Genomic DNA, 24,503 nt, shown 5'->3' with positions numbered 1-24,503 from the left:
CCTTCGAGGAACGGCGGTGCGACACACGCTGTCCGCGATTTCACCTCTCCACGGCCGATCCGGCCATGGGCAGGAGGCCGGAAAAAGCCCCGTTCCCTTGTGCCCACGCACACGCGGCGGCACCTAGACTCGGCGCGTGACAGCAGAGTTGGGATCCGACGAGCGTGTCGCGTCACTGGTCGGCCGGTTGCTGATCGATGTGGATTCGCTCGCCGACGAGCTGACCGTCGAGATCGTGGACGGCGAGGACTCCTACGCCGAGAGCACGGTGCTGGACCGGGACCGGTTGCGCACCGTGGTCCGCGACAACCTCCTGACACTGCTGACGACGTTGCGGGGCGGGCCGAGCACGCTGGAGGCCCCGCGCGCGGCCGGCCGGCTCAAGGCCGAGCAGGGCATCCCGCTGGCCGCGCTGCTCCACGCCTACCGGATGGCCGGGCGGTTCATCTGGGACCGGCTGCTCGTGCTGACCTCGGAAGAGGAGTGCGCGAGCGAACTGCTGCCCAAGGTGTCCGACATCTGGATGGCGATCGACGAGTACTCCAGCGCGGCCGCCGAGGCCTACCGGACCACGGTCGAGGTCCGGGTCCGACGCGACACCGCGGCACGCCGGGTGATGCTGGCGACCCTGCTCGACGGCCGGGCCGGCACCGGCGCCGGCGCGTGGGAGATCGCCCGGGTCCTGAAACTGGACCGCAAGGGGCTGTTCCTCGTGGTGTGCGCCGAGACCCACGACGGCGAGGACTCCCTGCCCGGCATGGGGGACCGGCTCCGGGCCGTCGGCATCGGCTCCGAGTGGGTCGCCCAGATCGGCGCCCTGGCGGGACTGATGACGCTCCCGAACGCACACATGGTCGAGACGGCCGTCGACCGGCTCACGGACAGCGCCCACTGCCGGCTCGGGGTCAGCCGCCCCTTCAGCGCCCCGATCAACGCTCCCGCGGCGTGGCGCGAGGCCCAACTGGCGGTGCAGTGCCTGCCGCCCGACGCCAACGGGGTCCACCTGTACGGAAGTTCCCCGATCGCGATCCTCGCGGCCGCCTCCCCGGACACCGCGGCGGAGGTGGCCCAGGCCGTACTGGGTCCGCTGCGCGCGTTGCCCGAGGTGGAGCAGACCACGCTGCTGGAGACCCTGCACACCTGGTTCGCCAGCGGCGGTTCCACGGCGACGGCCGCCGAGCGACTGCACTGCCACCGCAACACGGTCCTGTACCGCCTCAACCGGATCGCCGAACTGACCGGACGGCGCACCACGGACGCCGAGTCGTCCGCGGAACTGTACGTCGCCCTCCAGGCCGTCCGGCTGGGTTCCGGCCTCAGGATCGCCTGACCTCCCCCGCCTCGTCCCGCGCCGCCGGCGCGGGGTGCAGCGGGGTCGCGCCCAGGGCCTCGCGGTCCTGCGTCCCGAAGGTGGACCAGAGCGCGGCGGTCAGGACCAGGAGGAGTCCGAAGGCGAGGTAGATCGCCTGTCCGCCGAAACGGTCGAAGAGGAAGCCCGTCACCAGGATCGCCGCGGCGCTGACGATCCGGATGACCGCGTCGAGGAGCCCGTTCCAGGTGCCGAGGACCGCGGAGGGCGCGCGCAGCTGGATCAGCAGCCCGGCGGACCGGAGGTAGACGGTGAAGCCGAGCCCGAACAGGATCAGGCCGGCCGCCAGCAGCCACCGCGTCTGGCCGAGGAACGCGGCCGTCAGGGCGCCCGCGCCGGCGAGGGCGGGCGCCCAGCGGAGGCTCGTGTAGATCCCGTCCGGTCCGGCCTTGGCGACGGCGAGGCCGCCGATGATCGCGCCGATGGTCGAGAAGGCCAGGAAGGATCCGGCGCCCGCCGCGGTCATGTGCAGCGTCTCGCGCATCAGGGAGAGCACGGAGAGGATCACCGTGGACAGCGCGAGGACGGTCAGTCCGTGGAAGGTGGTGAACCTCCGCCACGCCCGGCTTCCGGTCAGGGTCCGGGCCACCTCGCGGCGGGAGGGCAGCGGGGCGCGCTCGGCGCCCTCGCCGGCGTCCGGCTCCGCCGCATCGGCCGGCGCGGTCGATGGCACGGGACCCCGCGCCCGGACCACGACGGCGACGAAGGCGGCGAACAGGCCCAGCGCCAGGACCTGGAGACCTGCGGCGACGAGCAGGGCGCGGGAGCCCGGCATGAGGGCGATGACGAGGCCGGCCACGACCGGGGAGAGCAGTTCGGAGGCCGACCGCACGGTGCCGCCGAGGGCCTGGACCCGGACGAGGGCGCGCGCGTCGAGGATCCTCGGCAGGAGGACGAAGAGGGCCATCTCCCCGACGTGGTGGACGAGGTCCACCGTCGCCGCCGCGACGACGATCGCCCACAGGTGGGAGGAGAGGAACGTCGAGCCGAGTCCGATGAGGACGAAGACACCGATCTTGACGAGGTAGGACACGACCAGGACGGTCTTCGGGTCGCCCCGGTCCAACAGGGGGCCGGCGGCGACGGAGGCGACAACCTCGACGCCGTACCCGACGAAGTACACCAGGCCGACGGTGCTCACCAGCCCGGACAGGTCCAGCGCCAGGTTGGCGAACGCGATGTCGTAGATGCCCTCGCTCATCGAGCGGGCCAGCACCAGCGCGGCGAAGACCACGAGCAGCAGGGTCAGCCGGGGTGAGGGGGCGGGGAGACCGGCGCGCTCCTTCGCCGCCGTCTCCGGTTCCGTGGCGGGCTGCCCGTTCGTCGCGGACTTCCCGTCCGCGGCGGGGTGCCCGTTCGCGGCGGGGTGCCCGTTCGCGGCGGATTTCTGGTTCGTGGTGGTCACCGGTACGCCAACTCCCTGACGACGGTCTCCGCGAGGGCGGCACCGGGCGGATCGAAGGTCGGGGGTAAGGCGTCGTCGGGGATGGGGACGAACAGCCGGGGCATCCGCACGGTCGCGTCGTGGACCTCGAACTCGACGCGGTAGTGCAGCGTCCCGCTGCCGCGAGCGCGCATCAGCACGCCCGGCTCGATCGTCAGCACGACGCGCGGGTCGCGGGGGAAGGGGATGACCTGGGTGGCGCCGAAGGTCGGGGAGTCGGCCCGGCGGTCGACGAGTTGCAGTTCCATCTCGGGATTGTCGTACAGGAGCGGCGACAGCTTGAGGGTCAGATGGGGATGGGCGCTGAAATGTCGCGGCCATTGGCCGGGAAGGTCGCAGACCATGGTGTCGGCGAGGCCGTTGCCGACGTTGGCGCCGATCCCGTACGAGTCGTCGCGGATGGACTGGTAGGAGCCGACGCCGGCGCTCACGGTGGCCAGCTCCGACCCGGGCAGTGCGGGCCGGTCGCCGGTGAGGTCCTGGTCGAGGTAGTAGCGGCGCAGCTCGCCGTCGATCTCCGCGGTGGCGACCACCCCTTGTTCCGTGGCGCCGCCCCGCCAGCTGCGCGAGACCGCCTTGGAGATCAGGAACTGGGCGGGCACGGGGAGCTCGACCGTGTTGGCGACGGTCCTGGGTCGGCCGGCCCGCATGGCCTCGACGGAGTACGTCGCGTTGTCCTCCAGGGGGTTCCACGGCGAGGAGGAGTCCTCGGGGGCGAGCACCGAGTAGTCGTTGCGGGTGGTGACGCTGCCGAGCCCCTCGAACCAGTGGGCGTAGCCGGGGGGAATGGCCAGGACGCAGGATCCGTCCGCCGGGACGTCGATCTCCAACTTGCGGTCGTACTCGGGCGAGTCCTCGCGGCAGTCGTACATGTGCACGGTGACGGGTGGGGCGTCGGCCTCGCCGTAGAAGGACAGCCGGTCGTACTGCCCGAGGTGCAGGGCGTACTCCTCATAGGCGAAGTGCGGGCTGTGGACCATGTAGTGGTACGGCCGGTCGTTGCGCGAGGACCTCACGTGCCGCGCACCCGGCAGGCCGGATTCGTGGCCCGTGGTGCGGGTCTTGGTCATGATCAGGTGCGGTTTCGGGAGGGCGACGGGCATGGCCGGCTTCCTTTCTGAACGCCTGCGGAGCGGGCGCACGCGTGGGTGCGCCCGCTCCGTGCGGCCTGCGGGACTACTGGATGGTGGTGACCGAGACGCCCTCCGGCAGGGCGGCCTTGAACTCCTCCACGTCACCGAAGGCGCGAGAGGTGATCCGCTCCTCCGTCTCGGGGTCCAGGACCGACGAAGCGATCTTGCCGAGGATGCTGCGGAAGTACTCCGGGGTCTCGAAGTACGGCTCCAGGGCCGAGCGGAGGTTACCGAGGGCCGCACGCGCCTCCGGGTCCGTGACGTCGTCGAGCATGGCGTCGAGGTCGTTCTTCCAGGCGGTGGTCTCAGCGCTGGTGATGGACATGGGGTACTTCCTTCCGGTGGGTGAGGGAGATCGCCTTCGCCTCCATGCGGGCGAGGGCGTGCAGTGCGGGCCCGGGCAGGTACGGGGCGTCGTCCCGCTCGGGGGTGCTGGGACCGGTCTCGGACGGGTCCGCCGTGGTGGCGTCGCGGCCGAGCCGGTGCCGGGGGCCCCAGGGACTGAGGTCCAGCAGCTCCGTCTCGGCGCGCAGCCAGATGCGGCCGCTGCCGGTCAGCCGGTACCAGGTACCGGGGGGAACGCGGACGCCGATCGTGGGGTCGCCGAGACGGATGACGGAACGTTCGCCGTCGGTGTCGACCACCTCGATCCGCGCGTCCGTGCTGCCCGCCAGCCAGGTGAGGCGCCGGCGGGAGAACTGGTGCCGGACGAACCGGCCTTCCTGGCCGTCGAGTTCCACTTCGAGGACGTCCGAGGTGCAACTGTCCGTCGAGGGGACGACGGTGAAGGACTCGGGTCCGGTCAGGACGAAGTTGTTGCGGCTGACCAGGGGGTGGGCGTCCGCAGGGGCGGCCTCGGCCGCCCGCCAGTCGGGCCTGATCGTGGCGTAGGTCGTCTCGCCGCCGATGGACACCCGGAACCTCGCGGCGTACGCCTCCTGGATCTGGGAGTTGGTCTTCTGCGACATGCGGGACAGCAGCATGTGGGCGGAGACCGGCAGCAGGTGGCGGTTGGTGCGCACCACGGGGGCCCGGTCGGCCGTGCGCAGGAAGGACACCAGGTCGTTGTCGGGTTCCCAGTCGGGGTTCCGGTCGGCGTACCAGACGGGTTCGTCGCGGGTCACGACGCCGCCGAGGCCGTCGAGGGTGTGGGCGACACCCTTCGGGATGATCAGGACGCGGTGGGGTGAGACGTCCAGCTCGATGGTGATCTCGTCCCCGAGCTGCGGCGAGTCCTCGCGGCAGTCGATCAGGTGCACGCTGATGCGGCGGCGCTCGCCGAAGAAGGTGAGCCGGTCGTCCTGGCCGACGTGGATGCCGAAGGTGGAGTAGGTGAAGTCCTGCTCGTGCGTGACGTAGTCGGTGATGCCCGGCCCGTTGGAGATGCGGGTCACGCTCACCACCGCGGTGGTGCCGTCGCCGGTACTGACGTTGTTCTGCCGGAGCTGCACCCCGGGGAGCGGGAAGTCCCGGTCGTTGACGTCGTCCGGGACCGGGAAGGTTCCGATGTGACGGCGCCCGGTGGTGCGGTCGAGCGCCGCGGGGGACCCCGCGTCGGCGGTTTCGAGCATGGTCGATTCCTCTCTGTGCCTCGGTCGTGATGGCCGGCGGGTGGGCGCGGTGGCCGGGGGGCGCGGTGGGCCGGGGGGTGCGTGGTGGGCCGGGGCCGTGCTCCTATGCGGGGTCGCGCCGGTCCTCCTCGCCCGCCCCGGGGGGGTGTGGGTCGTCCGACAGGCGCCAGGTGGTGAGGCGCGGGGTGTGTTCGATGGCCCGCAGGCAGGCAGCGCGGGCGGTGAGCAGGGCCTCGGCCTCGCAGTCGGCGAGGAGGAACATCACCAGGTCGATCCGGCCGGGACCGGCGCGTGTCCAGAGGTGCTCGACCCGGTCCGCCGGCGTGAAGCGGGCCATGAGCAGTTCGTTGAGGGTGGCCGGGGCGGTGTGCGTTCCGGGACCGACCAGCCGCATCGTGATCATGTGCATGTGGCCTCCGGTCGTGCACCCGCGCCGTGGAACCGTGGAGGGACCGTGTCGGCCCCGTGCTCCCCCCGCCGAGGAGCGTCAGCCGGCGTGCCGGGTGGTGCCGCCACCGTTGGCGGGGGTGGTGACGTCGAGGGATGTGCCGCCGTCGTCGAGGGGGGTGCCCCATCCGTAGCCGTCGCCGGCCGTCACGTGCCGAACCGGCGCGGGTTCGGCGGCCGCGGTGGCGGCGGTGGTGGTCCCCGCGACGGCAAGCAGGACGACGGAGGTGAGCACCGAGGCGACGATCCGGGACATGACGAACTCCACCCTTCGAGGTCATTTGGTTCGCTGCTGTTCCTGCGCTTTCACCCTGTTTTGCGGGGTGTTGCGTTCGATGGCTCAAGACTGTCCGACCGAGGGCCCGATGTCACCAGCCCGAGGCGGGCCTCAAGGTGCCTGGCACCTTGGGGCCACTTCGGCCGCCGCCCCCGGCGCTCCGCCCGGTCCGCCTTCGGGCGGGGCTTCGACCCCGCGCCCCGGGGCCGGCCGGTTGTCCCCCCTTGGGCTTGAGGAGTTCCCGGCCATACGGAAGCCTGGAGCGACCCGCCGGAGGTCGCGACCAGGGGAGACCGCCATGCTGCAACTGCTCGGGCTGTCACCACACGCGGAGTCCGTCTACCGGGCGACGCTCCGGCACCCCGATCACGGGGTGGCCGCCCTGCTGGAGGACACCGGCCTGTCCGAGCGCGAGGTACGGGCCGCCCTGGACGAACTGGCGGCGCTGACCCTCCTCAAACCGTCCGACCAGTTCAACGGCCGGTTGCGCCCCGTCAGCCCCGAAGTGGGTCTCGCCGCACTCCTGGCCTCGGCCCAGGCCGAGTTGGCGTCCCATCAGGCCCGGGTCGAGAGCACGCGCGCGGAGATCGCCGCCATCGCCGCCGAGCACCGCCGGGCCCGCGCGTTCGACGGCGCCACCCGGCTCGAAGGGCTGGACGCGGTCCGGGTCCGGCTGGAGGAGTTACAGCGGATCACCGAGTTCGAATGCTTGTCCCTCAACCCGGGCGGCGCGCACCGGCCCGATGCCCGGAACGCCGCCACCCCCCTCAACGAACAGGCGCTGGAACGCGGCGTCGTCATCCGGGCGGTGTGCCGGGACAGCTTCCGCAACGACCCCGACACCCTCGCCTACGCCCGCTGGTTGATCGAGCACGGCGGGCAGATGCGCACCGTACCCACCGTGCCCATCCAGATGATCATCGTTGACCTCAGGGTCGCGATCCTCCCCCTGGACCCGGCCGAGCCGCGCGCGGGCGCGCTGGAGGTACACAGCCCCGGCGTCGTGGCCGCCCTGTGCGCGCTGTTCGAGCAGACCTGGGAGGCCGGCTCCCCCGTCGGCGAGCAGACGCCCGCCGACGACAACGGGTGCACGCCGATGGAGCGCACCCTGCTGGGAATGATCGCCGGCGGCGACACCGACGAGGCGGCCGCCCGCAAACTCGGCGTCTCCCTGCGCACGGTCCGCCGCATGATGGCCCACCTCATGGAACGCCTGGAGGCGGCCAGCCGCTTCCAGGCCGGCGTCAACGCCACGAAGCGGGGCTGGCTGTAGGCCCGGCTCCCGGCGAATCCGCCGGCGCGAGGGAGGTCACGAAGGACCGGGCCTCCCCTACCGGGGAGACCCTGTATCCGCGGCGCGAGGGGCCCTGCGGACGGCCCGAGGCGGACCCGCCTCACTCCATCGGCGACGCCGACCAGACCTCCGGTCCCCCGCCGCGCCATTCCACGAACCCCGGGTCGGAGAGGTCGGCGTCCTGCGCGTCCTCCATGCCCGCAGCGGCCAGGAAGATCGCGATGTCCTCGTACCGGTAGGCGGTGCCCAGGCTCCGCCCGTCGCAGTGCACCCGGCGCCAGCCGCGGCGATCCGGCGGTTGCACGACCAGGCGCGGCGCGGCCGAGCCGTCCTCGCCGAACGGCTCGCCCGGATCCTCCGACCGATCGTGGCCCTGACAGGAGTCCCTCATGCCGCCGTCACCCATCCGCGCGCTCGCGCCAACCGGCGGAGTTCCACCCTGCCCGCCCGAGACCGGTTCGGCTCAGCCCAGTGGGCGTGCGCCTCGATCCGGCAGGACAGGATGATCAGACGACGTCGCAGCACGGCCGTACCGGCCTCGGCGGGCTGCCGGGCCAGCTCCCGGTAGGTGCGGAGCCATTGGACCTGGAGTTCCACCAGGTCGTCGGGAAAGGGAGTGCGTGCCATCCCCTAATTCAATCACGTGTTCGATTTCCAGCGCGAACCGTGCGTGTGGGCAGGCAGAACATCAGGAGCCACATCACGGCGACCATGCCCCCGACCCACCACAGGACACCCGTGAACGCCGTGCGGTTGATCGACCCGTCGAGCGAGCCGGCGGTGACGGAGAAGAACACGAGGGCGGTCAGGGCGGTGCCGATGGCCAGGCCCAGATGCATGGCGGTGTTGAACAGGCCCGAGGCGGAACCGGCTTTCTCGTGCGGGACCTTGGCGAGCGACATGTCGGCGAGCGGGCCGCCGACCATGCCGAGGCCGAAGCCGATCAGTACGACCGGAGCGGTCATCGCGAGGAGGGTCAGGTCGGTCTGCCGGCTGCTGATCTGGACTCCGTAGGCGGCCATCGAGGCGAGCGCGATCAGGGATCCGGCCTGGGGCAGGCGGCGGCCGAAGCGCCCGGCCGTCCTGGCCGCGGTCGTCGCGCCGGCCAGCTCGCCGAGGGCGAGCAGTACGAAGGCCACGGCCGCGTGGAAGGGGCTCATGCCCAGGCCGTGCTGGAGGTAGAGGGTCCAGGTCATGAAGAACAGGCCGCACAGAAGGCCGAGCATCAGCTGCGCGGAAAGGCCGCCGGAGAACTGCCTGCCCCGGAAGAGGGACAGTGCCACGAGCGGGGCGTCGCCCTGCCTGCGCTGCTGGTGGCGCAGGAAGACGCCGAGCACGAGAAGACCGGCCGCGAGCATGGCGAAGCACCACAGCGGCCAGTGGTGGGTGTGGCCCTCCGTGAGCGGGAAGATGATCAGGACCACGGCCAGTGCGGACAGCAGCATGCCGGTGAGGTCGAGCCGGTCGGCCTTCCGCGCGGTCGACTCGGGGATGAACGTGCGTCCGAGGATGATCACGGCGAGGCCGACGGGCACGTTGATCAGGAAGATCGGCCGCCAGGACAGTCCGAGCAGATCCAGTTCGGTGAGCACGCCGCCCAGTACGGGGCCCAGGACGGAGCCGAGCGAGAGGACGGCGCCGTAGAGGCCGAAGGCCCGGCTGCGGTTCTCGCCGTCGAAGGTGACGTGGAGGGTGGCCAGGACCTGCGGGATCATCAGGGCCACTCCGGCGCCCTGAAGCACGCGGGCGCCGATCAGTACCCCCGGACCGGTGGCCAGGCCGCACAGCAGTGAGGCCAGAGTGAACACGACGGTGCCGATGAGGAGGATCTTGCGCCGGCCGTGGATGTCGCCGAGGCGTCCGCCGGTGACCAGTCCGACGGCGACGGTCAGCGAGTAGCCGGCGGTCCACCACTGGACCGCGGCCGGTCCGGCGCCGGTCGACTCCTGAAGGGCGGGCAGGGCGGTGAGGACGACCGAGTGGTCGAGGATGTTCATGAGCTCGGCGACCAGGAGCACCACGAGGGCGATCCGGGCGGCCCGGGTCGTCTTCGACGGCCGGCTCGACGGAGGGTGAGCCGAGGACTCGGCGGTGTGCTGCGGCTCGTTGCCGAGCGCTGGGGAAGACACTGTCGGAACTCCTGATCCAAAGGGATCGGGGAGCCCTGCCGTCAGCCGCACCGGAGCCGGAGAACACCAAACCCGGGGCAGACGGCAGAGCTGCACCCGGGAAAGACAGGAAACTGCGGGGAGGGTGACGCGACTCAGACCGGTGCGACGTCCGCCCCCGGACACGTTCGAAGACTCGGAACGTGGGGGAACGCGGACCGCTACAGGGCCTGGGGAATACGAAGTCACCTCAAGGTCAACACAGAAGGAGTGGGAAGACGGATGCAGCCGCCGATGTCGACGGCGCAGCGACCGGTCCACGGTACGACACCCCCGGCCCCCTCCGCACACGGGTTTCATGCGTCTGCGGAGTCAGTCGGTTGCGGTGCCGAACCATCGGGGGAGTGCGGTGAGGAGGTCACGCTGCTCGTCGCCGACCCATGCCACGTGGCCGTCGGGACGGAGCAGCACGGCGGGCGCGTCGAGTTCCTCGCAGGCGTCGACGACGTGGTCGACCCGGTCCGCCCAGCCCTCGGCGGAGAGCCGGCCGGTGCGGTCCAGCAGGAGTCCTCGGCCGTCGCGCATCAGCTCGTAGAGGCGACCGTGCTTCAGCCCGACGTCCCGCATCCGCCGGCCGAGCAGCTCGTGCCCCTCGCCGAGGTCGTAGCGGACGTCGACGGCGGTGATCATCCCGGTCACGTACCGGTTCACCTCCTCGAAGTCCATCAGCTTCGAGAACAGCCTCCGCAACGCGGTCGGCCCCGGGTCGGCCCCCAGCAGGGTCATCTGGGCGCGGGTGTTCTCCAGTACGGCGGCGCCCACCGGGTGGCGTTCGGTGTGGTAGCTGTCCAACAGGCCTTCCGGGGCCCGGCCGTTGACGGCGGCGGCCAGCTTCCAGCCGAGGTTGAACGCGTCCTGCACGCCGAGGTTGAGTCCCTGCCCGCCGGTCGGGGGGTGGATGTGCGCCGCGTCGCCGGCGAGCAGTACCCGACCCACCCGGTACCGCTCGGCCTGCCGGGTGGCGTCGCCGAAGCGGGAGAGCCAACGCGGCGAGTGCGCCCCGAAGTCGGTGCCCGCGCAGGCCCGCAGCCGCTCCTTGAACTCCTCCAGGGTGGGCGCGGTCGCCCGGTCCTCGGCCACCCCTTCGGCGGGCACCAGGACGCGGTACACCCCCCGGTTCCCGTCCACGTCGGGGAGGGCGCCGAACCGCAGTTGCGTCGTACGGACCTCCTCGACCACGGCGGCGATCGTCGCCGGGTCCTCGGTCAGCTCCATGTCCCCCAGCAGCGTCTCGACCGTGGCGGCCTCGCCGGGGAAGCCGACGCCGAGCAGTTTGCGCACCGTGCTGCGGCCGCCGTCGCAGCCGACGACGTAGCGCGAGCGCAGGTGCGTACCGTCCGTCGTCTCGATCGTCACCCCGTCCGCGTCCTGGCTCAGCCCCACCAGTGCGCAGCCGCGCCGGATCTCGGTGCCGAGTTCGAGGGCGCGCTCGTCGAGCAGCCGTTCGGTGACCGGCTGCGGCGTGGCGAGGCCGTAGGGGTGGGCGGTGTCCAACCGGTCCGGCCACGATGCGGTGACGCCGCCGAAGAGCCCGCCCACCTGGAACTTCTCACTGACCGCGAGGAACCGGTCCAGCAGGCCGCGCTGGTCCATCAGCTCGACGCTGCGCGCGTGCAGGCCACGGCCGCGGGACTGCCCGGACGGCTCGGCCAACCTCTCCAGCACGACCACCCCTACGCCGGCCAACCGCAGCTCGCAGGCCAGCATCAAGCCCGTCGGTCCGCCACCGACCACGATCACGTCCACGTCCACGTCCACGTCCACGTCCACGTCCACGTCCACGTCCACGTCCACGTCCACGTCCACGTCCACGTCCATCATCACCATGCCGCCCGTTCAACGATTCGCCGTCGGCCGGTCGCGCCCCGCGTTCCGGCGGCGGCGCGCCCTTCCGCGAGACCCGCACGTCGACTCGACGGGGCGTGCGTACGCGCACATCCGTGGTGTCCGTGGTGTCCGCGGTTTCCGGCTTCGATCGGAGATTCTGCGGCACGACCGGGGCCTTGCCGCAAGGCCCCCCGTGCGCTATATCTTGAACATGGCAAGGAGTTCGCGACTCCTTGCCTTTGCTGTTTCCGGACCCCGGAAGCCCGGACCCCCTGAAGCCCGAACCCCAATCCTCAGGACGCGCGGGACGTGGTCGCGGCGCCCGTCCGGGCCTCGCGGCTCCGCAGGACCGAGGCGAGTACCGCCCTCTGGAACGGGGGCAGGGACGGTGCCACGCGGCGGCTCAACTCCGACAGGCTCATCTCCGACCACCGGCACGACGTGTTCTTCTCAGTCATGTGCCGCGCCTACCCCGCGCGAGGCCTCCGACGCCCGGGCGGCATGGTGGGGGCACCCGCGCGTGGACACCCGCGCACGCACTTCGGCGGTTCACCTCACGTCTGTCGTGAGGTGAACCGCCGAAGTGCGTGCGCGGGACCCGTCAGCGTCTGCGGCTCCAACCCGACCGGCGACCGGTGCCACCGCCCGTGCGGGCGCTCGAACCGACGCCCCCGAAGTGCAGGGCCAGTACCGCCAGTCCCAGCAGCATGATGTTGACCGATGACAGGACGTCATTCGTGTCGATACCCGCCGCGTTGATGACGAACGCGATGAAGAACAGTACTGCCGCAGCGATGGCCAGCATGGGAACCTCCCTCTCGAACAACCGTGCCGACCGTGTGCCCCGCATCCCCCCGCACACACCGCCCGGTCCGGAAGCTCAGGGGCGCAGGATGGCGCAGGTGGTGGTGCCGTGGGCGTAGAGCTTGCCGTCGTGGGTGCCGATGACGCGGGCCTCGGCGGTGGCGGTGGTGCGGCCCACGTGCAGGGCGGTGCCCTCGCAGCGCAGGGTCGGGGTGTCGGCGAGGACGGGGCGGATCAGGTGGACGCCCAGTTGGACGGTGGCGTAGGTGGTGCCCGCGGGCAGCCGGGTCATCACGGACGAGCCGAGGGCCGAGTCCAGGAGGGTGGCGAGGAAGCCGCCGTGCACGGTGCCCATGTAGTTGAGGAGGTGGTCGCCCGGGTCCCCCTCGAAGGCGACGAAGCCCTCGGCGACGTCGGTCAGCCGAAAGCTCATCGTGTTCATGATCGAGGCGTCGGGGAGGGTTCCCTTGAGGGTGGCGCGGAGCATGTCGAGGCCGCTCAGGCCGTGCGGTTCGGGGGCCTCGGGGCCCGGCTGCCGGTCGTGGGTACGGGAAGGGGCCGGGGCGGGGTCGGTCGTCTCGTGCGAGGTCATCGCTCGACCCTAGGGGCACCGGCCCGTGCGACGGGAGGGACGGATCCGGCATCTTCCGGCGTGATTCAGCCGTCATCCCCGCTTCGGGCCGGTCCGGAATCCCGCCCCGATCCCCGAGCGTGGTGTGGAACCGCGGTGGTGGGGCGGGGCGTCCTCCACACGCCCGGAAGATCATGAACATGAGGACCCTGCCCATGACCGCGACCGCCGCCGCCCGCTACCTCTACCTCGCCCGACACGGCGAGGCGACGCCGGACGAGAGCGAGTTGACCGACACCGGTCGCCGGCAGGCCGTGTTGCTGGGTGAACGGCTCGCGGGCGCCGCGCTCTCCGTCGTCCACCACGGTCCGCTGCCGAGGGCGGCACGGACCGCGGCCCTGATCGGCGAGCGGCTCGACGGCGTGCCCGTACGGGAGTCGGACCTGGCCGGGGACTACGTCCCGTACCTGCCGCGGCGCGAGGAACTGCCGGCGGACTCGGCCGACGCGATGCTGGAGCGGCTGGCGGCCTTCCCCGCCGAGGAGCGGGAGGGGGGTCCGGAGCGGGCCCGGGCGGCGCTCGCGCGGTTCGCCTGCCCGGTGGCGGGCGACGAACCCCGCCACGAGCTGGTCGTCACCCACGCCTTCCTGATCGGCTGGCTCGTACGGGCCGCCCTGGACGCCCCGAAGTGGCGGTGGATGGGCTTGAGTCCCGCCCATGCCGCGCTGACCGTGATCCGGTACGCGCCGGACCGGCCGGCGTCCGTGCTGCTCTACAACGACACGGGGCATCTGCCGGCGCGGTCGCGGTGGACGGGCTTCCCCGCCGAACTGCGGATCTGAGGGGCGGCGGAAGGTGGACCGCGCGCGCATCGAGGCGTCGCGTCTGATCGGCACGTCACCGGTGCTCACCGTGTCGCCGGTGCTGCTCGCCGCCCTGTTGGCGCTGCACGGCCTCGTGCCCGACCTGCCGGGGCGGCCGGGGAATCTGCTGGAGACGTTCCTGCCGTGGCTCGGTCTGCTGATCCCGGTGCTGTGGGCGGCGGCGCTGCTGCGCCGGTCGGCCGTCGTCGCGTTCGCGGCGCTGTTGCCGGTCGCCGCCTGGCTCGCGCTGTTCGGTGCTCTGCCGTTGCCCGGTACGGACGGTGAGGGCGCCGCTCCCGGTGCGGGCGACGGTCGTGCTCTGGTGGCCGTGCAGCACAACGTCGCCGACGACAATCCGGATCCGACGGGCACGGCGAGGGCGCTGGCCGCCGCGGACGCGGACCTGATCGCCTTGGAGGAGCTGACGCCGGCCGCGCTGCCCGCGTACGAGGCCGCCCTGGCCGCCGGGTATCGGCACCACACTGTCCACGGCACGGTCGGGCTCTGGTCGAGGTACCCGCTGGTGGACGCGCGACCGGTGGACATCCGGCCCACGGGGGTGGGGCCGGAATGGAACCGCGGGCTGCGGGCGACGGCCAGAACCCCGGCGGGGGACGTCGCCGTGTACGTGGCCCACCTGCCGTCCCTGCGGATCGGCGCGCACGGCTTCGGTTCGGCGCGGCGGGACGAGAGCGCGGTGCGGCTCGGCGCGGCGGTCGCGGCCGAGCCGTCGCGGCGGGTGCTGCTGCTCGGGGACCTGAACGGCACGGTGGACGACCGGGGGCTGGACCCGCTCACCTCGCGGCTGACGGCGCCGGGTTCGGGTTTCGCGTTCAGCTGGCCGGCGCGCTTCCCGCTGGCCCGGATCGACCAGGTCCTGGCCCGGTCGGCGACCGTCACCCGGGTCTGGTCGCTGCCCCGGACCGGCAGCGACCACCTGCCCGTCGCCGCGCGCGTCACGCTGTGACCCCGGCGGCCGGGAGCCGCCACACCCTGCGCCCCGGCGGCCATCCCCGAGGCCAAGGCCCAGGCCGCCGCCTTCTCCGTCTTCAACCGCGTCGGACAGCCCGACGACGTCGCCGACGTCGTGTCCCTCCTCGCCACCGACGACGCCCGCATTCGGCCTGGAAGCCGAGGCACCGGTACCCGCCTGAGCGCGCCCCCGGGCGAAACACCGCGCTTGCGGGACCGTTGCCGTGCCCACCGTGCTCAGCGTGTGGGTTCCACACCGCTCGCCCCGGTCTACCGAGCCGGGGTCGGCGGGTCCGTCCGAGCCGTCCGGCCGGCGCCGAAGACCTCCTTGACGAGCCTTTGCGTCGCCTGGTGGAACGCCGTTGCCATGGACAGTGCGGCGTCGTCGACGTAGTTCAAGGCGGCGGTGAGGGTCCTGGTGCCGTCGGGCGTGCTGTACATGAGTGCCGCGTGGCCCGCCATGCCGCCGTTGTGGGTGATGACGGGGCCGCCGCTCTCGCCCGTGTCCTGGACGAACACCCCCAGGCCGTAGCCGACCTTGGGATGCGGCGTGCACATCTCGGTCAGCAGCGGGGCCGGCAGGAGCTTGCCTCCCACGAGTGCGGAGATGAAGGTGTGCAGGTCCCGGGTGGTCGAGATCATGTCCCCGCCGGTGGAGATCCAGGACGGGTTCTGGCGGGTGACGTCGACCGTCTCCTCCCGGCCGGCGTCCTCGTAGCGGTAGTAGGCGTGGGGGTGCGGCTCGGGGATCTCCGGGTCGGTGTCCGGCAGCAGGGTTTCCGACAGTCCGAGCGGCTCCAGGATCAGGCGGCGCATCTCCTCGGCGAGCGAGCGGCCGGTGACCTTCTCGATCAGCAGCCTGGCCAGGACGTAGTTGGTGTTGGCGTAGCTCCAGTCCGTGCCCGGCTCGAAGCGCGCCGGTTTGGACAGGGCCAGCCGTATCAGCTCTTCCGGTCGGTAGGTCTTGAAGCGGTTGTCCACCCACTCCCGGCCCGCGGGCGTGGCGGGGATCCCCGGTACGAACGTCCCGTCGTCGTAGTACTCGCCGGTGAAGTTGAAGATTCCGCTGGTGTGTTGCAGCAGCATCCGCACCGTGATCCTGCGGTCCAGCCCGAACTCGGGCAGGTACTCGTCCGCCGGGGTGTCCAGGCCGATCCTGCCCTCAGCCACCAGTTGCAGGACCAGGGTCGCGGTGAAGGTCTTGGTGTTGCTGCCGATCCGGACGTGGCCGTCCGTCGGCGGCTGCGCGCTCCCGCCGAGTTCGCGCACCCCGGCACTGCCGACCCACGCGCCCCGCTCGTCGTGCACGCGCATCGTCACACCGGTGAAGCCGGACTCGACCATCTCCTCCATGATCTTGTGCAACTCGGCTCGTTCCGGGCGGACTTGCTGGTCGCCGTGATCCTGCCGGCCCTGGTCGGTGGGGGTGAGGGACATGATGGTGTGCTCCTTGCTCGTCGTGGACTGTCTCGGTCGCCGACCGGTGGGCGGGATCGCCGGGCGTGAGGGGCGCCGCGCCTACAGGCTGTGGGCGGTGATGTCGCCGTAGGTGGTGGTCGCGTGGAGGGTCAGCCCGGCGGTGGCGCCTTCGGTGTTCCGGAGTGCGTTGTGGATGCGGCCGTGGCCGGTGCCGGCGTCCAGGGAGGCGGACACCCCACGGGCCGCCCCGACCGAGATGTCACCGGCCTCGGTGCGCAGCGCGACCGTGCCGCTCACGGCCTCGGTGACGTGGAGGTCGCCCTTCTGGGTGCTGATCTCCGCCGGGCCACCGAGGCGGCCGACCGAGATGTCACCGGCGAGGAGGGTGAGGCGGGCGCTCGCGGTCTCGTCGAGCTTGACCGCACCCTGCGCGCCCTCGAAGGTCACGTCACCGAGCCGGCCGACGCCCCGGAACTCGCCTGCGGCGGTCTTCGCCTCGACGTGGGAACCGGCGGGCAGTTGAACGGTCACCTCGACGGATCCGGAAGCGCCGAGCACCTGATTCTTCGCCTCCGGGGCCGTGATCCGCAGGACGCCGTCGAGGTAATCGACCGTGGTCCGCTCGGCCGCCTTCACGTCGCGGCCCTTCGAGGCGTTCGCGGGGAGGATCTCGACGGCGGTGTCGGCGCGGTCGGCGGCGATGAACCGGATGCGGCCGGCAGGGATGTCGAGGACGGCGGAGACCGGGGCGGGGGTGTCGAACTTCAGCATGATGTCTTCCTTCGCTTCGTCGTTTCCGATGAGGGAAAAGCTACGTTGCGTTCGAGCATTCGGCAATCGCCTCGTTGCACACGAGGCGCATCATTGCAGGCAGAGGGTACTGAATCGTTGCAACGGTTCTGAATTCAATGCAACATGGCTCTTGGGATTCGTTGCAATGGAATGGGAGTGAACGCTATGATGGGGCATCACACACCACGAAGGAGACCGCGATGCCGGGAGGCAGACTCACCCAGCAGGAACGCCGACAGATCGCACTGGGGGTGGCCGACGGGCTCGCTTATGCGGAGATCGCCAGAAGTCTCGACCGTCCGACCTCGACGATCACGCGTGAGGTGATGCGCAACGGCGGCCCCGCCGCCTACCGCGCCGACCTGGCCCACCGCGCCACCGAACAACGCGCCCACCGGCGCAAGCGCGCCACGCCCCGGGACCCCGGCACGCCCTCGCAGGCGCACGGACGCGATACCGAGGCCGTGCGCGCGTACGAGGAGGTGTTCGGCACCGTCTTCATGCAATCGGGCCTGCCCAGGATGACGGCCCGGGTGCTGGCCGCCCTCTACACCACCGATGCCGGCAGCCTCGGCGCCGCCGAACTCGCCGGGCGCCTCCAGGTCAGCCCGGCGACCGTCTCCAAGGCGATCGCGTTCCTCGACGACCAGGGCCTCATCCGCCGCGAACGCGACGAACGCCGCCGCGAGCGCTACGTCGTCGACGACGATGTCCTCTACCAGTCGACGATGGCCAGCGCCCGCGCCACCGCCCACCTCGGCGACGTCGCCCGGCAGGGGGTCGGCGTCCTCGGCCCCGGCACCCCGGCCGCGGCCCGCCTGGAGAACATCGCCCGCTTCGTCGACTTCATCTCCGAGAGCATCGCCCGCGCCGCGGACCAGGCCCGCGCGGTCCTCCACACGAAACCCGAACCGCCGTCGGAGAACGCCACCTGAGACACGTTCGGATCGAGCCCGGACGCGCCGGACCTGCCACCGCCGGGCATCGGCGGGCACCGGCGCGCACTCGGGCCGCCCGCCCCGGGCCGCCACGCTTCAACCGGTGTCCGGCGCCTTGATGTCCGGTGCCCGGCGGTCAGCGGTCAGCGGTTCACGGTCGCGGGCTGTGGGGTGTCCGGGGCCGGAGCCGACGGGCCCGCGAGTTTCAGCAGCGGGCCGGTCATCAGGGTGGTGACCAGGGCGACCACGGTGAGTATCGCGAGCAGCGGGCCATCGACGATGCCCGCCTCGTGGCCGATCTGGAGGACGACCAGCTCGGTCAGTCCGCGGGTGTTCAGCAGCACGCCCAGAGTGAACGACTCCCGCCAGGGCAGGCCCGCGTACCGCGCGGCCAGCCCCGCGCCGCCGATCTTTCCGAGGACGGCCACGGCCAGCAGGGCCGGCAGGATCAGTGCCCCACCCGAGGAGAGGTCCAGGGTCGACAGGTCCACTCCGAGCCCGAAGCCCAGGAAGAAGAAGGGCAGCAGTACGGTCTTGGACGTGGTGGCCAGCGGCTCGGCGGCGGCGACGGCGAACGGGTTGCCGGCCGGCCACACCAGGCCCACCAGGAACGCACCGATGAGCTGGTGCACGCCGAGGGCGGCGGTCAGCGCCGCGGAGGCGGCGATCGCGGTGACGAGCACGACCCGGAGGGTGGCGGGGTCGGTGGTCTCACCCTTGCGCGCGAACCACCCGGCAGCCGCCCGGCGCACCGGCCCCAGGTAGACGGCGACGACGACCACCGCGACGAGCGCGCGTACGGCCGCGTCCCGGTGGTCCGAGCCCTGGGACAGCGCGACGATCGCCGAAAGCGCCAGCCAGCTGCCGCCGTCACCGACGGCCGCGGCGAACAGGCTCAGCCGACCGGGACGGGTGCGGGAGAGGCCCAGGTCCTCCAGCATGCGGGCCAGCACCGGGAACGCCGTGATGCTGATCGCGCATCCGATGAACAGGACGAAGACGGACTCCGGCAGGCCCGCGGGCGTGTAGCGGTCCGCGAGCGGCAGGGCGGCCAGGGCGCCACCGGCGAACGGGACGAACAGGGAGGCCTGGCTGACCAGCAGGCCCTGCCGGGCGGTGCCCCGCACCCGCATCGAGCAGAGTTCCTGCCCGGTGAAGAACATGAACACCGCCAGGCCGATCTGCGCGAGCCCGGAGAACATGGGCAGCACGGCCTTCGGGAACAGCCACACCGCCGCCTCGGGGGCGAGCGCGCCCAGGAGCGAGGGGCCGAGGGCGATGCCCGCGATCACCTCGCCCATCACGCGCGGCTGGCCCACCCGGACGGCGAGGCCGCCCGCGGCCCGCGACAGGGCGAGGACAACGGCCGCACCGAGGAAGAAGTGACCGACGGAGTCGAGAGGAAACATGCGGTTCCGTTCTGCCGGACCAGGCCGGTCCGGCCCTTCGCGGTGCGGCGGTGCCGGGCCGTCAGTGGCGGGGGCGGCGGCTGAGTGCCATGCCGGCGAACAGGAAGACCGCGCCCAGGGCGCCGGCGATGACGGCCGCGGTGGTCTGGGCGGGCTGGTCGCCGGCGTGCAGGACGGCCGTCACGACGCCCATCACGCCGCTGATGTAGCAGAAGATCGTCAGGAAGATCTTGAGGCTCGGATTCATGGGGGGTCCAATCGGAGAGGGGCGGTTGCTCGGGCCGGGTCAGTGGGGGGCGGTGCCCGTGGCCGTGAAACCGAGCAGCATCACGTACGCGTCCGGGTCGGCGCGGAAGCGGTTCCAGCGGTCGGTGGCCAGCGCGAACTCGCCCAGGCTCACCACGCCGGCGGCCACGAGCGGCTGGAGGCGGCCGGGGCCCAGGTGCGGGGCGAAGGCCTCGACGGGGTGGTCGTCATTGGTGGTGGCGAACGGGCGCAGGGCCACCTCCTCGTAGCCCGCGCCGCGCAGCAGCCGGGTCAGGCGGCGTCCGACGGTCCGGTCCCCGCCCGCCGATGTCTGGGCCCGGGCCAACTTGCCGTGGATCCCGACCAGTTCGGGGTAGGCGGGCTCGGCCAGGCCCCAGCAGGAGGCGTCGACCTCGGTCACGGCGATCCGCCCGCCGGGCCGCAGCACGCGCAGCGCCTCGGCGAGTACGGCCTGCGGGTCGGCCAGGTGCTGGAGTACATAGCGCAGCAGCACGAAGCCGGCCGAGTCGTCGGGGAGCGGCAGGGCCGCGCCGTCGGCCACGAGGAGTTCGGCTCCGCAGCCGGCGGCGTGGGCCAGCAGGTGGCCGTCGATGTCGACGGCGGTGTGGGCGAGGCCGGGCAGGGCGGCGCGCAACCTGCGGGTGACCGCCCCGGAGCCGGCGCCGATCTCGACGAACGGGCCGGCGTGCGCGTCCAGGCCCGCCTCGCGCAGGATGCGCAGCTCGGCGCCGAACGACAGCTCGGCCTGGGCCTCCAGGCGGGCCAGTTCGCCGGTGAGCCCGCCGGCCGTGGTGGCGGCGGGGTCGTACGAGCCGCCGACCGGGCGGGCGCCGTCGCCCGCCCGGCCTGCCGGATCTGCCGGGACCGGGGCCGTCTGGGCCGGCGGGCCCGACGGGGGTGAGGGGGGTGAGGACATCAGGGGGGACGTGGTCATCGGGGCCTCGCAGTCATCCGCATGCCGTGCTTGGGTCGCAGGGTCACCAGGGCTTCCGGCTCCACCAGGAAGCCCGGCTCCAGTTCGAGGCGGGTCGCGCGCATCAGGACGGCCAGCACCAGCGTGGCCTCGATCAGGGCCAGGTGCCGGCCGATGCAGATGCGCTCGCCCCCGCCGAAGGGCAGGTAGAGGTGGCTGGGCAGGTCGGCGTCCTCGAAGCGGTCGGGTACGTACGCATCGGGCCGGTCCCAGTAGTCGGGGTGCCGGTGCAGCACCCACTGGCTGACGCACACCAGCGTCCCGGCGGGGATCTCGTAACCGCCGACGGTGTCGGGGCCCTTGGCGCGCCGGGAGATCAGCCACACCGGCGGGTAGAGGCGCATGGCCTCCTCGATCGCGCGCCGGCAGCGCACCAGGTCGGGCAGGTCGGCCGCGGTGGGCGTGCGGTCCCCGAGGACCGCGTCGAGTTCCGCCCGGACCTTCTCCGCCTCCTCCGGGTGCCGGTCGAGCAGGTACAGGGTCCACGTCAGGGCCTTGGCCGTGGTCTCGTGGCCCGCCATGACCAGGGTGAGCACCTGGTCGCGCAGTTCCTCGTCGTCCAGTTCGCCGATCATCGCGTCGAGCAGGGACGCGGACCCGTGCGCGGGGGGCTGCCCGCCGGCGACCGCCCGTCGGGAGGCGATGACGGTGCGGGCGATCAACTGGAGGAACATCCGCGCCTGTACGTATCCCTTGCGGCGCAGCGCCGTGTCCGCCGGGTCCGGGTCGGGGGTCGGTACGTAGTGCCCCATGAACCGGTTGGCGGCGTCGACGGCGCGCCCGAAGCCCTCGCCGGCCGCGCCCAGGTCCACGCCGAGTACGGCGCGGGTGAGGATCGCCAGGGTCAGCGAGGTCAGGTGGTGTTCGACGGGGAGGGCGCTGCCGTCCCGCACGGCCGGCTGCCAGCGCGCCAGGAGGGCTTCGGTCTCCTCGGTGATGATGCTGTCGAAGGTGGCGACCTCGGTGCGCCGGAAGGCGGGGGCGCACTGCTTGCGCTGGCGGGCCCAGTCGGCTCCGTTGCTGGTCAGCAGCCCGTTTCCGAGGAGGGGCCGCAGCATCGCGTCGTCGGGGGTGTGGGCCTTCGTGTAGTTGGCGGTGTTGTCCTTCAGTATGTGCCTGGCCAGTTCGGGCCGGTGCAGCATGACCACCCGCTCGCCGTCGCCGACATGGCTGGTGATGTCGCCGTGGCGACGGTTCATTTCGGTCACGAAGGCCAGCGGGTCGGCACGCATGAGTGCCATGTCCACAGGGGTGTCCGGCCCCGGTGGGACGGTGCCCGCCGGTGCGGTGGTGGCTGTCACGTGAACCTCCGTGGATGGCTTGATCCGATGTACGTACGCCCCCTACGCAAGCCGGCCCCGCGATGCGTACCGGCTGTCGGTAATTCCGTAATCACCGCGGGAATTACCCCGGTTGCGCTCCCGGCAGGCACCGTGCGGCGCCTTGCGTGAGAGCATGCCTACGCAGGCAGGGCAACCGAGCCTGCGGGCGCGGGTGGTTCGGCCACAGTAACTCCCGGAAAGAATAGGCTCAATGCTTATCGGGAGCGGCCGGATACTCATTGACCGGGGGTCTTCGGATTACGCTTCCTTGCGTCTTGGCCGGGCGGTTCTCGCCGTGTGAATCTTGCTTCGTCGCCGGCTGGGCGAACGCACCGAATCCGCAGCAATCGCAAGGAATGGAGAGTCCACATGGCACTCGACCCGCAGCAGCGCGCTGAGTTCGTGAACTCCTACACCCGGGTTCTCATCAGCGCCTGGTCCGACGAGGCGTTCTCCGCCAAACTCGCCTCGGAGCCGCGGACCGCGCTCGCCGAAGCCGGCCTCGAGCTCCCGGCCGATGCCGAGGTCGTCATCGTCACCCAGGCCCCCGACGGCCACGAGCAGGGCAACCTGGACGTCCAGGTCGACCTGTGGGAGAGGGGCCTGGAGACCGGCCGCTACGAGTTCCACATCCCCGCGACCCCGACGGTCGACGCCGCCGAGCTCAGCGAGGGTGACCTGTCCGACGTCGCCGCCGGCGTGCTCGACGCCTGCAACTACTGCTGCTGCCCCTGCTGCTGCTGCACCTGACAGGTGCTCGCGCCCATTCCCCCTTCGCTGGAGCGTCCCATGCCCCCTGCGCCGACGGCACATCCCGTTTCCGTACGCGGACTTTCCAAGCGGTACGGTGATGTCCAAGCCGTTCGCGACATCAGCCTCGACATTCATCGTGGCGAAGTGTTCGCACTGCTCGGGCCCAATGGCGCCGGAAAGACCACAACCGTCGACATTTTGACGGGAGTGCAGAGGCGCACTGGTGGAGACGTGCGGGTCCTCGGCCATGATCCGGCCGAGGACCCGCGGGAATGGCGGGCGAGAATAGGAGTGGTGCCCCAGACGGCGGGCGCCTATTCCGATCTGACCGTGAAAGAAGTCGTCACGCATTTCGCCGCCATGTATCCGGCCCCGCTGCCGGTCGGCGAGGTGCTGGGGATGGTGGGGCTCGGCTCCCTCCATTCCCGCCAGGCCTCCGCGCTGTCCGGCGGCCAGCAACGCCGTCTGGACGTCGCGGTCGGCGTCGTCGGCGATCCCGAACTGATCTTCCTGGACGAGCCGACCACCGGCCTGGACCCGGTGGCCCGCCGTGAGGCGTGGGAACTCGTCCGGTACTTCGCCGACCGCGGCCGTACGACCGTCCTGACCACGCACTACCTCGACGAGGCGGAGGAACTGGCCCAGCGGGCCGGCGTCGTGGTGGGCGGCCGGCTCGTCGAGTACGGGCCGCTGGCCTCGTTCGGCGGCCGCGACCGGACGCCCTCCACCGTCTCGTTCCGTCGCGGCGAGGCACTGGCCGACGTCGCGCTGCCCGCGCTGCCGGCCGGCACCGAGGTGGTGCCGGCCGGACCGGGGACCGTGACGCTGCGCACCGCCGCGCCCTCGCACGCGTTGAGCCTGCTGCTGCCGTGGGCACGCGAGGCGGGCTCGCTGGAACTCGCGGACCTGCGCGTGCACCGGCCCACCCTCGAAGAGATCTACCTGAGTCTGATCGACAGGGAGAGCAGGGAGAGCGCCGCATGACCGCGACCGTGCCCGAAACCAGGACCGCGACCCCGGACTTGTCCGGTGACGGGACGACCCGCCCGGCCGAAGCCATGCCCGCGCGCCCTGCCGCGCGCGGTGCGCGAGGGTACGCGCGGGCCTGCGCGGCGCGTTCGTCGGTCGAACTGAGAGCGTTCTTCCGCAACAAGCAGTCCCTGGTGTTCACCCTGTTCTTCCCGGTGATCCTGCTCGTCGTCTTCGGTTCGATCTTCGAGGGGAAGGTCGAGGGCACCGACACGGACTTCCGGCAGGTCTTCATGGCCGGGGTGATCGCGGCGGGCGTCATGAGCACCTCGTTCTCCGGCCTGGCCATCAACGTGGCCATCGAGCGGGACACCGGCACCATCCGCCGCCTCGCCCTGACCCCGATGCCCAAGTCGGCGTACTTCGTGGGCAAGCTCGTCCGCGTGGTGGTCACCACCATGCTGGAGACGATCCTGCTCATCGGCATCGCCGTGGCCGCGTTCGGGCTGCCCCTGCCGCAGACCGCCGAGCGGTGGAGCACCCTCGCGTGGTGCCTCGCGCTCGGTACCGCGGCCTGCGCGCTGGCCGGCACCGCCTACAGCGCGCTGATCCCCAACAGCCGTTCCGCCGCGGCCGTGGTGACGCCTGTCTTCATGGTCCTGCAGTTCATCTCGGGCGTGTTCTACCCGTTCGATCAACTGCCGCTGTGGATGCAGAACACCGCCGCCCTGTTCCCCGTGAAGTGGATGGCGCAGGGCTTCCGTTCGGTGTTCCTGCCGGACACCTTCACCGCCGTGGAGCCGGCCGGCTCCTGGGAACTGGGCCGGATCGCCCTGGTCCTGGCGCTGTGGGCGGTCGGCGGCCTGCTGGCGACCGGATTGACGTTCGACTGGCGCGGCCCGCGGGTGCGCTGAGCGGGTC

Annotated in this window: 27 protein-coding genes; 8 read left to right on the top strand and 19 right to left on the bottom strand. The window is 71.9% G+C overall.

What is annotated here, in order from left to right; all coding sequences use genetic code 11:
- Window positions 1-136 precede the first annotated feature (136 nt).
- Window positions 137-1,330 carry a PucR family transcriptional regulator gene (locus OG906_RS36390; protein ID WP_329448581.1) on the top strand — a complete coding sequence of 398 codons (1,194 nt, stop codon included), beginning with the start codon at window positions 137-139 and terminating at the stop codon, window positions 1,328-1,330.
- On the opposite strand, the gene OG906_RS36385 is transcribed toward OG906_RS36390, so the two are convergent.
- The 6 genes from OG906_RS36385 to OG906_RS36360 all read right to left on the bottom strand — a co-directional run bounded on the left by OG906_RS36385 (window position 1,317) and on the right by OG906_RS36360 (window position 6,220).
- Window positions 1,317-2,774, bottom strand: a complete 1,458-nt coding sequence (locus OG906_RS36385) for an MFS transporter (protein ID WP_329448579.1) — start codon at window positions 2,772-2,774, stop codon at window positions 1,317-1,319. The two genes, OG906_RS36390 and OG906_RS36385, sit on opposite strands and share 14 nt — an antisense overlap.
- Window positions 2,771-3,916, bottom strand: coding sequence for a hypothetical protein (locus OG906_RS36380; protein WP_329448577.1), 1,146 nt, complete (start codon window positions 3,914-3,916; stop codon window positions 2,771-2,773). The genes OG906_RS36385 and OG906_RS36380 overlap by 4 nt, the downstream gene beginning before the upstream one ends.
- A gap of 73 nt (window positions 3,917-3,989) precedes the next feature.
- Window positions 3,990-4,271: a hypothetical protein gene (locus OG906_RS36375; RefSeq protein WP_267797705.1), complete on the bottom strand. Its 282-nt coding sequence runs from the start codon at window positions 4,269-4,271 to the stop codon at window positions 3,990-3,992.
- A complete protein-coding gene (locus OG906_RS36370; RefSeq protein WP_329448575.1) occupies window positions 4,252-5,517 on the bottom strand; it encodes a hypothetical protein in 1,266 nt (421 codons plus the stop codon). Before OG906_RS36370 ends, OG906_RS36375 begins: the two co-directional genes overlap by 20 nt.
- Before the next feature lie 103 nt (window positions 5,518-5,620).
- On the bottom strand, window positions 5,621-5,926 hold the full coding sequence (locus tag OG906_RS36365) for a hypothetical protein (RefSeq protein ID WP_329448573.1): 306 nt from the start codon (window positions 5,924-5,926) through the stop codon (window positions 5,621-5,623).
- A 78-nt stretch (window positions 5,927-6,004) separates the two neighbouring features.
- Complete coding sequence (locus tag OG906_RS36360) at window positions 6,005-6,220, bottom strand: hypothetical protein (RefSeq protein WP_329448571.1); 216 nt, start codon at window positions 6,218-6,220, stop codon at window positions 6,005-6,007.
- 319 nt (window positions 6,221-6,539) lie between these two features.
- Here OG906_RS36360 and OG906_RS36355 point away from each other — a divergent pair, with 319 nt between their 5' ends.
- The gene (locus OG906_RS36355; protein WP_329448569.1) at window positions 6,540-7,514 is read left to right on the top strand and encodes a LuxR C-terminal-related transcriptional regulator; all 975 of its coding nucleotides are present in this window, start codon (window positions 6,540-6,542) and stop codon (window positions 7,512-7,514) included.
- 121 nt (window positions 7,515-7,635) lie between these two features.
- On the opposite strand, the gene OG906_RS36350 is transcribed toward OG906_RS36355, so the two are convergent.
- The 7 genes from OG906_RS36350 to OG906_RS36320 all read right to left on the bottom strand — a co-directional run bounded on the left by OG906_RS36350 (window position 7,636) and on the right by OG906_RS36320 (window position 12,926).
- Complete coding sequence (locus OG906_RS36350; protein ID WP_329448567.1) at window positions 7,636-7,926, bottom strand: hypothetical protein; 291 nt, start codon at window positions 7,924-7,926, stop codon at window positions 7,636-7,638.
- Window positions 7,923-8,162 (bottom strand): hypothetical protein, encoded by a 240-nt coding sequence (locus OG906_RS36345; protein ID WP_329448565.1) that lies wholly within the window; start codon window positions 8,160-8,162, stop codon window positions 7,923-7,925. Before OG906_RS36345 ends, OG906_RS36350 begins: the two co-directional genes overlap by 4 nt.
- Window positions 8,163-8,170: 8 nt before the next feature.
- Complete coding sequence (locus tag OG906_RS36340) at window positions 8,171-9,664, bottom strand: MFS transporter (protein ID WP_329448563.1); 1,494 nt, start codon at window positions 9,662-9,664, stop codon at window positions 8,171-8,173.
- A gap of 351 nt (window positions 9,665-10,015) precedes the next feature.
- Complete coding sequence (gene rox, locus OG906_RS36335) at window positions 10,016-11,530, bottom strand: rifampin monooxygenase (RefSeq protein ID WP_443067483.1); 1,515 nt, start codon at window positions 11,528-11,530, stop codon at window positions 10,016-10,018.
- A gap of 293 nt (window positions 11,531-11,823) precedes the next feature.
- A complete protein-coding gene (locus OG906_RS36330; protein WP_329448561.1) occupies window positions 11,824-11,988 on the bottom strand; it encodes a hypothetical protein in 165 nt (54 codons plus the stop codon).
- Window positions 11,989-12,131: 143 nt separating this feature from the next.
- Complete coding sequence (locus OG906_RS36325) at window positions 12,132-12,335, bottom strand: hypothetical protein (RefSeq protein ID WP_329448559.1); 204 nt, start codon at window positions 12,333-12,335, stop codon at window positions 12,132-12,134.
- A 75-nt stretch (window positions 12,336-12,410) separates the two neighbouring features.
- Complete coding sequence (locus OG906_RS36320; RefSeq protein ID WP_329448558.1) at window positions 12,411-12,926, bottom strand: PaaI family thioesterase; 516 nt, start codon at window positions 12,924-12,926, stop codon at window positions 12,411-12,413.
- Between the two features lie 194 nt (window positions 12,927-13,120).
- Here OG906_RS36320 and OG906_RS36315 point away from each other — a divergent pair, with 194 nt between their 5' ends.
- Together OG906_RS36315 and OG906_RS36310 are read left to right on the top strand one after the other, a co-directional pair.
- A complete protein-coding gene (locus OG906_RS36315) occupies window positions 13,121-13,747 on the top strand; it encodes a histidine phosphatase family protein (RefSeq protein WP_267797724.1) in 627 nt (208 codons plus the stop codon).
- 13 nt (window positions 13,748-13,760) lie between these two features.
- Window positions 13,761-14,735: an endonuclease/exonuclease/phosphatase family protein gene (locus tag OG906_RS36310; protein WP_443067482.1), complete on the top strand. Its 975-nt coding sequence runs from the start codon at window positions 13,761-13,763 to the stop codon at window positions 14,733-14,735.
- Window positions 14,736-15,010: 275 nt separating this feature from the next.
- Here OG906_RS36310 and OG906_RS36305 read toward each other — a convergent pair whose 3' ends face one another.
- Together OG906_RS36305 and OG906_RS36300 are read right to left on the bottom strand one after the other, a co-directional pair.
- Window positions 15,011-16,177 (bottom strand): serine hydrolase domain-containing protein, encoded by a 1,167-nt coding sequence (locus tag OG906_RS36305; protein WP_329448556.1) that lies wholly within the window; start codon window positions 16,175-16,177, stop codon window positions 15,011-15,013.
- An 81-nt stretch (window positions 16,178-16,258) separates the two neighbouring features.
- Window positions 16,259-16,930 (bottom strand): DUF4097 family beta strand repeat-containing protein, encoded by a 672-nt coding sequence (locus OG906_RS36300; protein WP_329448555.1) that lies wholly within the window; start codon window positions 16,928-16,930, stop codon window positions 16,259-16,261.
- A 221-nt stretch (window positions 16,931-17,151) separates the two neighbouring features.
- On the opposite strand from OG906_RS36300, the gene OG906_RS43750 reads away from it, so the two are divergent.
- On the top strand, window positions 17,152-17,886 hold the full coding sequence (locus tag OG906_RS43750; protein ID WP_385638281.1) for a GbsR/MarR family transcriptional regulator: 735 nt from the start codon (window positions 17,152-17,154) through the stop codon (window positions 17,884-17,886).
- A gap of 146 nt (window positions 17,887-18,032) precedes the next feature.
- Here OG906_RS43750 and OG906_RS36285 read toward each other — a convergent pair whose 3' ends face one another.
- From OG906_RS36285 to OG906_RS36270, 4 genes are all read right to left on the bottom strand, one after another.
- A complete protein-coding gene (locus OG906_RS36285; protein ID WP_329448553.1) occupies window positions 18,033-19,298 on the bottom strand; it encodes a cation:proton antiporter in 1,266 nt (421 codons plus the stop codon).
- 61 nt (window positions 19,299-19,359) lie between these two features.
- Window positions 19,360-19,545, bottom strand: coding sequence for a hypothetical protein (locus OG906_RS36280; protein ID WP_267797692.1), 186 nt, complete (start codon window positions 19,543-19,545; stop codon window positions 19,360-19,362).
- Between the two features lie 39 nt (window positions 19,546-19,584).
- A complete protein-coding gene (locus OG906_RS36275; RefSeq protein ID WP_329448550.1) occupies window positions 19,585-20,499 on the bottom strand; it encodes a class I SAM-dependent methyltransferase in 915 nt (304 codons plus the stop codon).
- Complete coding sequence (locus OG906_RS36270) at window positions 20,496-21,839, bottom strand: cytochrome P450 (RefSeq protein ID WP_329448548.1); 1,344 nt, start codon at window positions 21,837-21,839, stop codon at window positions 20,496-20,498. The genes OG906_RS36275 and OG906_RS36270 overlap by 4 nt, the downstream gene beginning before the upstream one ends.
- 390 nt (window positions 21,840-22,229) lie before the next feature.
- Here OG906_RS36270 and OG906_RS36265 point away from each other — a divergent pair, with 390 nt between their 5' ends.
- The 3 genes from OG906_RS36265 to OG906_RS36255 are packed head-to-tail and all read left to right on the top strand — an operon-like array spanning window position 22,230 to window position 24,496.
- On the top strand, window positions 22,230-22,610 hold the full coding sequence (locus OG906_RS36265; protein WP_267797689.1) for a hypothetical protein: 381 nt from the start codon (window positions 22,230-22,232) through the stop codon (window positions 22,608-22,610).
- Window positions 22,611-22,649: 39 nt separating this feature from the next.
- Window positions 22,650-23,597: an ABC transporter ATP-binding protein gene (locus OG906_RS36260; protein ID WP_329448545.1), complete on the top strand. Its 948-nt coding sequence runs from the start codon at window positions 22,650-22,652 to the stop codon at window positions 23,595-23,597.
- Entirely contained in the window at window positions 23,594-24,496 is a 903-nt protein-coding gene (locus tag OG906_RS36255; RefSeq protein ID WP_267827780.1) for an ABC transporter permease, read from the top strand. Before OG906_RS36260 ends, OG906_RS36255 begins: the two co-directional genes overlap by 4 nt.
- The last annotated feature ends 7 nt before the right edge of the window (window positions 24,497-24,503 follow it).

This window comes from Streptomyces sp. NBC_01426 (assembly GCF_036231985.1).
Taxonomy (GTDB): Bacteria; Actinomycetota; Actinomycetes; order Streptomycetales; family Streptomycetaceae; genus Streptomyces.
Note: the sequence above shows the minus strand (reverse complement) of the source record. Positions and strands in the feature narration are given on the sequence as shown.